This window comes from Pseudoalteromonas sp. SCSIO 43101, from assembly GCF_023650775.1.
GTDB classification, from domain to species: Bacteria; Pseudomonadota; Gammaproteobacteria; order Enterobacterales; family Alteromonadaceae; genus Pseudoalteromonas; species Pseudoalteromonas apostichopi.
Genome location: NZ_CP072673.1, coordinates 2,076,913 through 2,089,639 on the forward strand (window position 1 = coordinate 2,076,913; position 12,727 = coordinate 2,089,639).

Annotated in this window: 11 protein-coding genes; 8 read left to right on the top strand and 3 right to left on the bottom strand. The window is 39.6% G+C overall.

Annotation, left to right across the window (positions count from 1 at the left end; genetic code table 11):
• Positions 1-69: 69 nt before the first annotated feature.
• The gene (locus J8Z25_RS09660) at positions 70-813 is read left to right on the top strand and encodes a YciK family oxidoreductase (protein WP_167657869.1); all 744 of its coding nucleotides are present in this window, start codon (positions 70-72) and stop codon (positions 811-813) included.
• A gap of 284 nt (positions 814-1,097) precedes the next feature.
• On the top strand, positions 1,098-2,123 hold the full coding sequence (locus J8Z25_RS09665; RefSeq protein WP_250659740.1) for an IS110 family RNA-guided transposase: 1,026 nt from the start codon (positions 1,098-1,100) through the stop codon (positions 2,121-2,123).
• A 260-nt stretch (positions 2,124-2,383) separates the two neighbouring features.
• On the opposite strand, the gene pssA is transcribed toward J8Z25_RS09665, so the two are convergent.
• Positions 2,384-3,709, bottom strand: coding sequence for a CDP-diacylglycerol--serine O-phosphatidyltransferase (pssA, locus tag J8Z25_RS09670; protein WP_130051328.1), 1,326 nt, complete (start codon positions 3,707-3,709; stop codon positions 2,384-2,386).
• Between the two features lie 288 nt (positions 3,710-3,997).
• On the opposite strand from pssA, the gene trxB reads away from it, so the two are divergent.
• From trxB to infA, 4 genes are all read left to right on the top strand, one after another.
• Positions 3,998-4,948, top strand: coding sequence for a thioredoxin-disulfide reductase (trxB, locus tag J8Z25_RS09675; protein ID WP_054551466.1), 951 nt, complete (start codon positions 3,998-4,000; stop codon positions 4,946-4,948).
• A gap of 106 nt (positions 4,949-5,054) precedes the next feature.
• Positions 5,055-5,771 carry a leucyl/phenylalanyl-tRNA--protein transferase gene (gene aat, locus J8Z25_RS09680; RefSeq protein ID WP_130051327.1) on the top strand — a complete coding sequence of 239 codons (717 nt, stop codon included), beginning with the start codon at positions 5,055-5,057 and terminating at the stop codon, positions 5,769-5,771.
• Entirely contained in the window at positions 5,764-6,468 is a 705-nt protein-coding gene (locus J8Z25_RS09685) for an arginyltransferase (protein WP_250660968.1), read from the top strand. Before aat ends, J8Z25_RS09685 begins: the two co-directional genes overlap by 8 nt.
• Before the next feature lie 90 nt (positions 6,469-6,558).
• Entirely contained in the window at positions 6,559-6,777 is a 219-nt protein-coding gene (gene infA, locus J8Z25_RS09690; RefSeq protein ID WP_002962494.1) for a translation initiation factor IF-1, read from the top strand.
• 176 nt (positions 6,778-6,953) lie between these two features.
• Here infA and clpA read toward each other — a convergent pair whose 3' ends face one another.
• Both clpA and clpS read right to left on the bottom strand, forming a co-directional pair.
• Positions 6,954-9,218, bottom strand: coding sequence for an ATP-dependent Clp protease ATP-binding subunit ClpA (gene clpA, locus J8Z25_RS09695; protein WP_130051325.1), 2,265 nt, complete (start codon positions 9,216-9,218; stop codon positions 6,954-6,956).
• A gap of 69 nt (positions 9,219-9,287) precedes the next feature.
• Entirely contained in the window at positions 9,288-9,596 is a 309-nt protein-coding gene (gene clpS, locus J8Z25_RS09700; RefSeq protein WP_175580379.1) for an ATP-dependent Clp protease adapter ClpS, read from the bottom strand.
• 209 nt (positions 9,597-9,805) lie between these two features.
• On the opposite strand from clpS, the gene cspD reads away from it, so the two are divergent.
• Both cspD and J8Z25_RS09710 read left to right on the top strand, forming a co-directional pair.
• Positions 9,806-10,021 (top strand): cold shock domain-containing protein CspD, encoded by a 216-nt coding sequence (gene cspD, locus J8Z25_RS09705; RefSeq protein ID WP_036968098.1) that lies wholly within the window; start codon positions 9,806-9,808, stop codon positions 10,019-10,021.
• Between the two features lie 439 nt (positions 10,022-10,460).
• Positions 10,461-12,683 carry an NADP-dependent isocitrate dehydrogenase gene (locus J8Z25_RS09710; protein ID WP_250660969.1) on the top strand — a complete coding sequence of 741 codons (2,223 nt, stop codon included), beginning with the start codon at positions 10,461-10,463 and terminating at the stop codon, positions 12,681-12,683.
• Positions 12,684-12,727 lie beyond the last annotated feature (44 nt).

The following is a 12,727-nucleotide window of genomic DNA, read 5'->3' on the forward strand; positions in this document are numbered from 1 at the left end:
TGCAATAAATTCGATAACTTGGCTTTTTGCTATGGTAAAATGGCGAAAAATCTAATCAATGGTACGTTTATGCATACTTACAAAGCCGCAGAGAATGCGCTAAAAGACAAAGTAATTTTAATAACAGGTGCCGGTGATGGCATTGGCCGTGTTGCCGCACTAACTTATGCTAAGCATGGTGCCACTGTTATTTTACTCGGGAAAACAACAAATAAACTAGAATGTGTATATGATGAGATCGTAAATGCAGGATATCCACAACCTGCTATCGTACCGATGGATTTAAAAGGTGCGACTAAACAAAACTACCGAGACTTAGCAGCAACCATTGAAATGCAGTTCGGTAAGTTAGATGGCTTATTAAATAACGCAGGTATTTTAGGATCATTAGGTCCGCTTGAGCACTTCTGCGTTTCAACCTTCGAAAATATTATGAAGGTTAACGTAACTGCGCAAGCTATGATCACTAAATTTATGTTCCCACTGCTTCGCAAATCACCAAGTGCATCTGTTATTTTTACTTCGTCAGGTGTAGGCCGCCAAGGCCGTGAACATTGGGGTGCTTATGCTATATCAAAATTTGCTGTTGAAGGTATGATGCAAACTTGGGCTTGTGAAGTAGGTAAAACCAATATTCGTGTTAACTGTATTAATCCAGGTGCTACCCGTACATCAATGCGTGCTTCTGCTTACCCTGGTGAAGATAGAGATAAATTAGCAACACCTGAAGATTTAATGCCAACTTACCTATACTTGATGAGCGATGACTCAAAAGAGGTTAACGGTAAATCTTTAGATGCCCAACAAAAGTAAGCTAATAACTAAATATAAAAAAAGCAGCATTTCGCTGCTTTTTTTATATTTAGGCAAGACAGAACCCATATAGTGTGATCGTTCCACAAAAATAGGCGATAACGCAGTATCAATGTCAAACGCGCTCTGCCGTCCGGGGTCTTCCTAAAGGCGATTAAATCGCCCCTAGAGAGAACAAATTTTAATCTACAAAGGTCAACGATGAAATGGTCTCCTCCCTTTCGGCATCGCAATGTGCCAAACTTGGAATTGAACGATTCAAGTAATAAAGCGAGGAGACCGAGATGAATATTACAACAGTTGGATTAGATTTAGCAAAGAATGTGAGTCATGTGGTTTGCTGTAATCAAGTAGGTAAAATTGTTAAGAAAAAAATCCTGAGAAGAAAAGAAATACTGAATTATTTTGCTCAACTAGATGATTGCCTAGTTGGAGTCGAGTCATGTGCCAGTGCACATTACTGGGCAAGAGAACTCGAAAAACTGGGGCATCGGGTAAAACAAATAGCGCCTCAACACGTAAAGGCTTATGTCAGAGGTAACAAAACAGATTTTAATGATGCATTAGCCATAGCCGAAGCTGTTGTGCGACCAGAAATGCGTTTTGTTAGAACAAAAACCCAAACCCAACAAGATATTCAATCGCTGCATGTACTACGCAAGAAATGTGAGCGAGACAGAACAGCGAATAGTAATGAAATACGAGGCTTATTGTATGAGTATGGGATTGTCATTCCATTGGGAGTACATAATGTTTATAAGGCCTTGCCTGAGTTATACGATAGAGAAGCAAATAATGGGTTGAGTGAGTTGTTCAAGGAATTATTGGAACAACACTATAAAAAGTTGTCAGAGCTTAAAGCGCACCTGGATGTTTATACTCAAAAAATCCATGACTTAAGTAAAGATGATGCCTGTGTTCGATTACAGAGTATTCCGGGTATTGGCCCATTGATTGCCAGTGCGTTTTATCAACATGTGGGCAATGGCAGTGAATTTAACAATGGACGAGCGGTATCAGCTTCCATAGGTTTAGTTCCGAGGCAACATAGTTCCGGCGGTAAACAAAATTTACTGGGTATCAGTAAACGGGGCGATGGGTATTTAAGAACCTTATTGATACACGGTGCCAGAGCCGTTATGCGAGTCAGTGCGAACAAAGATACGCCACTGGCAAAATGGATAAAGCGAATAGAGCAAACGCGAGGCAGGAACAAAGCTGCGGTTGCGCTTGCCAATAAGTTAGCTCGCGTTGGTTGGGCGATATTAAAACACGGCGGTCGTTACAACGATGATTTGGTAACGGCTTAACAATGAATAACGAGTTCACTTCAGAGGATTGCTGAATAAACATCAAGTGATGACAAACAGGTAAAACCGACATATCGAAAACCTGATAGGGCGTGTGAGTTTGATAAACTCGTGTCAACGATAAGGACGATATGTGCGAAGTTCATCGAGGCTCGAAACCAAAGTGTTTCAATTAAGAAGCCGGATATACGAACGCAAACCTATCCCTGTCAAAACTCATTGTTTATTCTTGCAATGTTGGAGGAGACCATATACACGCCCTAAATAAAACGCTTGATAATAAAATCAACTTTTACACGTTTAGCCTGCCCCAATAGCTTTTTAACCGGTGCAGGATAGTCATCCATCGTCTCTAAATCCTGTGGACCTGTTAAACGACGACAATGCTGCAAAATAGCTTGTTTTTCATTTTCTATTTGCTCAAGAATATGCTGCTTAGGGTCGTCAATTAAAATACCGTTTTCGATATCTAAGCCCCATGCGCGCGGATTTAAATTATGCCCACTTAATAAATGTAAGCGCTTATCTGAGCAAATCCCTTTTAAGTGAAAAGAATTACTTTCATGCTTCCAAAGGTAAACATTCAAATTACCATTACTGATGTGGCGTTTTTGTGACTTTAAAAACTTATACAAAATGGTTTCATATAAATAAGGTAATGCACCAATTTTACTAAACGGCTCACTTGGCGGCAGATAAAAATCATTCGCGGTTTTATCACCTACGACAATAGTCACTTGCTTGCCTTGTTTTAATAAACGTCGTAATGACCGCATTAAAGGTGCAGGAAAGTTAAAGTAAGGGGTATAGAGAACAAGCTCTTGTTCTGTGGTATCAAATAACGATTTGATTAAACGATTCAGCTTATTGCTACGGCGCCCTAAACCTAAGAACAATCGGACACCAAGCTCACCAGCACTTGCTTCTGCGGCGCTTGCGTAACTTGCCGATTTAAGGTCACGCATCAATTGCTTCTGCGCGACTTTAATATCGTTAAATTTTACGAGTGGGCGCATATCGATGCGTGGTACCGCAACAGAACTTAAAAGATGAGTTTCAATAAATTCGATGACCGAATTGCATAATCCAGCTTGATGAACTAAAAAATAGCGATCTAAACGATAACGCTCATCTTGCTGAAGGTACACATTATTTAAGCTTGCACCGCTGTATAATAATGTATCGTCAATTACAAAGCCTTTTAAATGCAGAACCCCGAAAAGCTCTTTTGCCTTTACAGGTACACCATATACTTCCACATTTGACTGATACTGCTCTTGAAAATCACAATACATGCTGGCATTGCCATCAGATTTAGCTGCTCCAATCAAACCACGTTGGGCACGATGGAAATCAACCAACACTTTTACTTCTAAATCAGGATTAGTAAGTGATGCCTGATGTAACGCAGTTAATATTTCGCGCCCCGCTTCATCGTCTTGAAGATACAATGCGGTAATATAAATCCTGTTTTTTGCTGAACCAATTAAACGCAATAGTTCAGTGCGATACTCTTTTGCATTGGTTAAGACTTGTACGTCTTGTGTAGTCAGCCCAAAAGCGGGCTTTTCCTGCCAAAATACCATAATTGCCTGTTCGTTTAGTTAGCTCATAGCACGAGCTAATATCAAAATTAGCTAAAACATATCAAAAAATTATTGCTTGGTCATGAATTACCGTACTTTGAAGGCATAACAATTGGCAATTAGACCATTTTGTGAGCAAAAAGAGCTATTTAAATTATAATAAGTAAGGATTATTTGACAGCTTAGCGATTTGACTAAAAAAATAATCAGGGCTTTTGTTTACATCCGCCTTGTTTTTCTTAGAATCGGGCGCATAGACATCGTATTGAAACGTTTTTAGGAAAAAACATGAGTGACGCAAAACACTGTAAACTATTAATCTTAGGTTCTGGCCCTGCGGGCTACACAGCAGCGGTATACGCAGCACGAGCTAACCTAAACCCTGTCCTTATCACTGGTATTCAACAAGGTGGTCAGTTGACTACGACGACTGAAGTTGAAAACTGGCCAGGCGATGCACACGGCTTAACGGGTCCTGCATTAATGGATCGTATGAAAGAGCATGCTGAACGTTTCGAAACTGAGATTGTCTTTGATCATATCAACAAAGTTGATGTATCAAAACGCCCTTTCACTTTAACTGGTGACTCTGGCACATATACTTGTGATGCATTAATTATCGCGACAGGCGCATCTGCTAAATACTTAGGTTTAGAATCAGAAACTAACTTCCAAGGTCGTGGTGTTTCTGCTTGTGCAACCTGTGATGGTTTCTTCTACCGCGGTCAAAAAGTAGCGGTTGTAGGTGGTGGTAACACAGCTGTTGAAGAAGCGCTTTATTTATCAAACATTGCTGATGAGGTTCACGTTATTCACCGTCGTGATAGCTTCCGCAGTGAAAAGATCTTAGCTGATCGTTTAAAAGAAAAAGCAGAAAACGGTAACGTTGTTTTACATTACAACCGCACTTTAGATGAAGTGCTTGGTGATGAAATGGGCGTAACTGGCATTCGTATTAAAGCAACTGATTCTGAAGAAACAGAAAATCTAGATCTTGCGGGTGTATTCATTGCAATTGGCCATAAGCCAAATACTGACATGTTTGAAGGTCAGCTAGAAATGAAAGACGGCTATTTAGTAGTTCAGTCAGGCTTAAACGGCAACGCAACGCAAACAAGCGTACCAGGTGTATTTGCTGCAGGTGACGTGTCAGATCACATTTACCGTCAAGCAATCACATCAGCAGGTACTGGCTGTATGGCTGCGCTTGATGCTGAACGTTTCTTAGATAACCTATAAATTAGTTGATCTAAAACACTAATTACTGGGGCTGTTGCAAAAACAGCCCCTTTTTTATAACTAAAATTTTGTTAAAATTAGAACAAATAACAACGATAACGCTGATATGATCAAGCAACTTTACCAACTCTCGCCCGAGACAGTTGATTTTCCAGATCCAGAATTAGCCCTTGATGAGCCTGATGGCCTGTTGGCGATTGGGGGTGACCTATCAGTTGAGCGTATCCAAAGAGCCTACAATACAGGTGTTTTCCCTTGGTTTAGTGATTATGAACCCATTATGTGGTGGTCGCCTAGTATGCGCGGTATTCTTGAGCTCGATGAATTTCATGTTAGCCGCAGTTTAAAAAAGTATTTAAAGCGTTTTCCTGTGCGTGTCACTGTTAATCACGCATTTGCGCACGTTATCAATGCTTGTCGTGAACAGCGTATCGATGCAGAAGGAACTTGGATCACTGAGCAAATGATGCATGCCTATATCGAAGCACACCATCAAGGTATCGCTCATAGCCTTGAAATTTGGCATGAAGATAAATTAGTTGCTGGCCTGTATGGCATCATGCAAAACGGTATATTTTGTGGTGAATCAATGTTTCATGAAGTCAGTAATGGTTCGAAACTGGCAATGTGGGCATTAGTTAATTGGCTTAAGAAACACCAAGCTCATTTTATTGATTGCCAATTAGAAAACCCTTATTTAATCACTTTAGGTGCAAAAGTTATCCCACGCAGGGAATTTTTAACTAGACTTAAATTAGCGCACAGTTTTGTGCCTAAAAAACATATGTGGCAACCACAAGAGTTGATTAATATTTATGACTGAGCACTTACCCGCTAGGCTTGGTTTAAGCCAGCAATTTGATTGCAGCTATTTACCAGACCGTCAGGAGCAACTACTTGTTATTCTTGACCCAAGTTGTTATTGCCCTGATAAATTTGAGCAATTATTAGCATTGGGATTTAGGCGCAGTGGTGACCAAATATACCGTCCTCATTGCCCTGTTTGTAAGGCTTGCAACTCAGTACGCGTATTAGCCCAGCAATTTACTCCATCTAAATCACAAAAACGTAAACTAAACAAAGCAAAAAAAATATTTACTGTAAGCTACAGTGATTATGAACGGGCTGAGTACTACCCGTTATATTGCAAGTATATCACGCAAAGACACCAAGATGGTTCTATGTTTCCACCTGATCAAAATCAGTACGAAAGCTTTTTGTTTTGCCAATGGCTACCTGTAATTTTTATAGAGTTACGGGATGATGATAAGTTAGTTGCCGTTGCTGTGACCGACTGTATGAGCAACTCAGTCTCTGCGATTTATACATTTTTTGATCCTGATTATGAGCAGTACAGTATTGGTAGCATCATGATCATGGAGCAAATTAAATTTGCAAAACAACAAGCAAAACAATTCGTCTATTTGGGTTACCAAATCGACGAATGCAATAAAATGAAATATAAAACCCAATTTTTGCCTGCACAAAAGCACATTGGCGATCAGTGGTTGGCGATTTAATTTACAAAAATGAGCCCTGTAGCTTTACTTATTGCAGTATTTTCGGCAAAATCTGCAGCGTTTAACTATTAAAGAGGTGTTACGCTAAACATGGCGAAAGAAGACGTAATCGAAATGCAAGGTACGGTCCTTGATACTTTACCAAATACAATGTTCCGAGTTGAGCTAGAAAATGGTCACGTTGTTGTGGCTCATATCTCTGGTAAAATGCGAAAAAACTACATCCGCATCTTAACTGGCGACAAAGTAACCGTAGAAATGACTCCTTACGATTTATCGAAAGGTCGCATCGTATTCCGTGCTCGCTAAGTTAGTGCGTTAACGAGAGATTTAGCTTTTTGCTGCTTTGAATGAGCAGGTGTGTTTATTACAAAGAGCTAAAAGCGTTTGTTAAATGGTGTTAAAACTAACTTAGTTTTAATTCCATTTAATAAACAAAAAGCCCAGCATTAGCTGGGCTTTTTGTTTGTACTTAACTTATTAGGCTAAGCAGTTTCTAGGTTGGTCTCAAAATCAAAATGAATTTTTTTATCTTTGACCGATACCTTAACCGAACCACCATCAGCTAGCTCACCAAACAAAATTGCATTTGCTAGAGGCTTTTTAAGCTCATCTTGAATAACACGGGCCATTGGACGCGCGCCCATAGCTTTATCATAGCCTTTGTCAGCCAACCACTCTCTTGCTTTTGAAGTTAGCTCAAGATTAACTGATTTCTTATCAAGTTGTGCTTGCAATTCGACAATAAACTTATCAACCACTTGCAAAATAACTTCTTTTTCAAGGTGATTAAACCAAATAATGTTATCTAAACGGTTTCTAAATTCAGGTGAAAACACTTTATTGATTTCAGTCATTGCATCGTGAGAGTGATCTTGCTCAGTGAAACCAATCGACTTACGGACTGTTTCCTGAACACCTGCATTGGTTGTCATCACTACAACCACATTTCTGAAATCGGCTTTACGGCCATTATTGTCTGTCAGTGTTCCATGATCCATTACTTGCAACAGAATATTATAAATATCTGAGTGCGCTTTTTCTATCTCATCCAATAGTACAACTGCATGTGGGTTTTTGATCACAGCTTCAGTAAGTAAACCACCTTGTTCAAAACCAACATAACCTGGAGGTGCGCCGATTAGTCGACTTACCGCATGCCTTTCAACATATTCAGACATATCAAAGCGAATAAACTCAACACCCATACACTTAGCAAGCTGTTTAGTAACTTCTGTTTTACCAACCCCTGTTGGGCCAGCGAACAAGAATGAACCAACCGGTTTATCTTCGTTTGCAAGACCAGAACGCGATAAACGTATTGCCGAAGTGAGCGCATCGATTGACTGATCTTGACCAAACACCAGCATCTTCAGGTTGCGGTCAAGGTTTTTCAGTGTTTCTTTATCACTTGAAGAAACGCTTTGTTGTGGAATACGAGCCATTTTTGACACAATTAGTTCAATATCAGCCACACCAATGGTTTTCTTACGCTTCGATACAGGCTGTAGACGCTGATTAGCTCCTGCTTCATCGATGACATCAATTGCCTTATCAGGTAGGTGACGTTCATTAATGTATTTAGCACTCAGTTCTGCTGCGGCTTTTAAAGCTTTTTGTGTATAACGAATACCGTGATGTTCTTCATAACGCTCTTTTAAGCCGTTAAGAATTTTAGTGGTATCAGCAACACTTGGTTCAAGCACATCAATTTTTTGGAATCGACGAACTAAAGCACGGTCTTTTTCAAAGATGTTCTTAAACTCGTTGTAAGTTGTCGAACCCATGCAGCGTAGCTTACCACTTGAAAGTAGTGGCTTGATTAAGTTTGATGCATCCATTACGCCACCCGATGCCGCACCGGCACCAATAATGGTATGAATTTCATCAATGAATAAAATTGAACCTGGTTTAGCTTGTAACTCTTTTAATAGTGATTTAAAGCGTTTTTCAAAATCACCACGATATTTGGTCCCCGCTAATAATGCACCCATGTCCAGTGAGTAAACTACTGCATCAGCAATCACTTCAGGTACTTCCTTGTTCACAATACGATAAGCAAGGCCTTCAGCAATCGCTGTTTTACCCACCCCAGCTTCACCAACCAATAGTGGATTATTTTTCTTACGGCGACATAAAACTTGCACCGTACGTTCAACTTCGTTGTCACGACCCACTAAAGGATCAATATTGCCATCAATAGCTTGCTGATTCAGGTTAGTGGTAAAGTTTTCAAGCTTAGTCGGTTCTTCACCTTGTACTTCTTGTACTTCATCATGAATATCATCATGGTCTTCACCACCGATATCATCATCTGCTTTAGAAATACCATGTGAAATAAAGTTAACAATATCTAAACGATTAATGTCTGATTTTTTGAGTAAATAAACTGCTTGGCTTTCCTGCTCGGAAAAAATTGCAACCAGCACGTTAACACCAGTTACTTCGTTTTTCCCTGATGATTGCACGTGAAATACAGCGCGTTGTAATACACGCTGAAAACCTAACGTCGGTTGTGTTTCTCTGTCTTCTTCAAGATCAGGAATCACCGGTGTTGTTTCATCAATAAAATCTGATAACTCAACTTTTAATGCGCTCATATCAACGCCACAGGCGTTTAACGCTTCTCCAGCAGAAGGGTTATCGAGCAGTGCAAGTAAAAGATGCTCGACGGTCATAAATTCATGACGACGTGTTCTCGCTTCGCGAAACGCCGCATTCAAGGTTAGTTCTAAGTCTTTGTTTAGCATTGGCAACCCCTTACTGAGATAATATTTATATACCGTTGTGACGGGCTAATTGATCACCCACCTTGGTATTTATTCCTGCTCACAACTACAAAGCAGTGGATGCTCGTTGTCTCGTGCGTAACGATTGACTTGTTCAACTTTGGTATGAGCTACATCAGCGCTGTACACACCGCATATCGCTTTACCATTATGATGAACTTGAAGCATCACATCTGTTGCTCTATCGCTATCCATATTAAAAAACGTCATTAGTACTTCTATCACAAAGTCCATAGGCGTGTAATCGTCATTATTTAAAATGACTTTATATTTTCGCGGTGGTTGCAATTTTTGCTTTTCACTATCGCGAACTGTTTCAATAACACCAGAATCTTTCATGCCACTCATAATTAAATATAGTCTTGTCTTTAGAACTCAAGCAAACTTGAATAAAAAAATAAATAAATTGTTAAAAAATAGTCTAAAACACTTGACTGACTGGCTAAATAAACTACAGTCAAATATAGATTGATTAATCATTAGTCAGTCTAGCAAATTACACGGTTTAGAATAACTAAATTAGTCAACTTATAGAAGGATGTAGAAGTATGGCTTGTGGAAAAGTCAAATGGTTCAATAATGCCAAAGGTTTTGGCTTCATCGTAGAAGACGGCAGCGAGACTGATATATTCGCTCATTACTCAACGATTGTAATGGACGGTTATAAAACACTTAAAGCTGGTCAAGATGTAACATTCGAATTGCAACAAGGTCCAAAAGGGTTACACGCAACGAATATTGCGCCTAACGATGAAATCTCCTAGGTAAAATCTATTCGAGTATCAAGCGAGAGACCTTGTTAAGTTCCTCGCTTACTCTTCTGCTCTAAATATATCCTTACACTTCTCTTGAAATTACATTTCTTAACCCCAATTCTTTAATTGTTATTAGCCCTTTAGAGCCAAGCTTGTTACACTCTTGTTGCTTAAATTTAGCTTTTTCGTCATTTTGACGTAAGGCTTTTGGCTAATTTCATAATTTGCTTATTTAAGCTATAAGAATTTTACAGTCTGTCAGCTGTGGTTATTTTAATACTTTGTATTGAGTTGCAACAGCTAACAGACTGCTTGCTGTTGTTTTATCAAGGCACTTAATTTTAAGCTTGGTATTTCAAAGCTATCTATTGCATTGTTGAATATGGCTAATTAAGGGTTACTGTTAGCAGTCATTACCAAACATTACGCCAACTATCTAGGAATGATGATGACATCAAAAATTATCTATACTAAAACAGATGAAGCGCCAGCTCTTGCGACGTATTCATTGTTACCAATCATCCAAGCGTACACTAACGCTGCTGGTGTTGAAGTTGAAACTCGCGATATTTCATTAGCGGGTCGTGTAATTGCAAACTTCCCTGAGTACTTAACTGAAGATCAACGTATTGATGATGCACTTGCTGAATTAGGTGAAATGGCAAAAACACCTGAAGCTAACATTATCAAACTACCTAATATCAGTGCTTCTATCCCTCAGCTACGTGCAGTAATCAAAGAGTTACAAGAAAAAGGTTACGCGTTACCAGACTACCCTTCTGAGCCAAAAACTGATGAAGAAAAGAAAGTTAAAGCAACTTACGACAAAATCAAAGGCTCTGCTGTAAACCCTGTACTTCGTGAAGGTAACTCTGACCGTCGTGCACCTAGTTCAGTTAAAGAGTATGCTCGTAACAACCCACATTCAATGGGTGTATGGAGCAAAGATTCTCAATCTTACGTTGCAAGCATGGAAGAAGGTGACTTCTTCGGTTCTGAGAAATCAATCACTGTTGCAGAAGCTACTGACGTACGTATCGAGCATGTTGCACAAAATGGTGACATCACAGTGCTTAAAGCAAGCACACCATTACTGGCTGGTGAAGTAATTGATGCTTCATGCATGAGCGCAGCTAAGCTTCAAGCTTTCCTTGCTAAAGAAATTCAAACAGCAAAAGACAAAGGCGTGTTGTTCTCATTACACATGAAAGCAACTATGATGAAAGTGTCTGACCCAATCATCTTCGGTCACGCTGTAAAAGTTTTCTTCAAAGACGTATTCACAAAACACGCTGATCTTTTCAAAGAGCTAGATGTTGACGTAAACAACGGCTTCGGCGATGTATTCTCAAAAATCGAAAGCCTAGATGCAGCTAAAAAAGCTGAAATTGAAGCAGATATCCAAGCGGTTTATGAAAACAACCCAGCTATCGCTATGGTTGATTCTGATCGTGGTATTACTAACCTTCACGTGCCAAGTGATGTGATCATCGATGCATCAATGCCTGCTGCAATTCGTTCTAGCGGTCAAATGTGGAATAGCGAAGGTAAATTACAAGACACAAGCTTTGTAATTCCAGATCGTTGTTACGCTGGTGTTTACCAAGCAACTATCGATTTCTGTAAGGAAAACGGTGCATTCGATCCAACAACAATGGGTAGCGTACCTAACGTTGGTCTTATGGCACAAAAAGCTGAAGAATACGGTTCACATGACAAAACGTTTGAAGTAGCTGCTGCAGGTACTATCCGTGTTGTTGATACTGCTGGTACAACTTTACTAGAGCATGCTGTTGAGCAAGGCGATATCTGGCGTATGTGTCAGGTAAAAGACGCGCCAATCCAAGATTGGGTTAAGCTTGCTGTTAACCGCGCTCGCGCAACTAACACACCGGCAGTTTTCTGGTTAGACGAAAATCGTGCACACGATGCTGAGTTAATCAAAAAAGTAAACACGTATCTACCTCAACATGATACTGATGGTCTTGAGATCCATATCTTAGCGCCGGTTGAAGCGACTAAATTCTCTTTAGATCGTATCAAAGAAGGTAAAGATACTATTTCAGTAACTGGTAACGTTTTACGAGACTACCTAACTGACTTATTCCCAATTCTTGAACTTGGTACAAGTGCTAAAATGCTTTCAATCGTTCCACTTATGAATGGTGGCGGTTTATTCGAAACTGGTGCAGGTGGTTCAGCGCCTAAGCACGTTCAACAATTCGAAAAAGAAAATCACTTACGTTGGGATTCTTTAGGTGAGTTCTTAGCGCTTGCTGCTTCTTTAGAGCATTTAGCGGTTAATACAGATAACAAGAAAGCACAAGTGCTTGCTGACACACTTGATAAAGCAACAGGCACATTCTTAGCTGAAAACAAATCACCTTCACGTAAAGTGAAAGAGATTGATAACCGTGGTTCGCACTTCTTCCTTTCGTTATTCTGGGCACAAGAACTTGCTGCACAAAATGATGATGCGGAATTAAAAGCACAGTTCACACAAATTGCTGCTGATCTTGAGTCTCAAAAAGACCAAATCGTTAATGAATTAAACGATGCACAAGGTCCAGCTATGAGTGTAGGTGGTTATTACCAACCTAATGATGAGCTAGCATTTAAAGCAATGCGTCCAAGTTCAACATTCAATGACATTCTAGCTAAGCTTGTTTAATTATTTAAATCTTATTTATCTAGTTAACTAGCTATAAGAGAGTT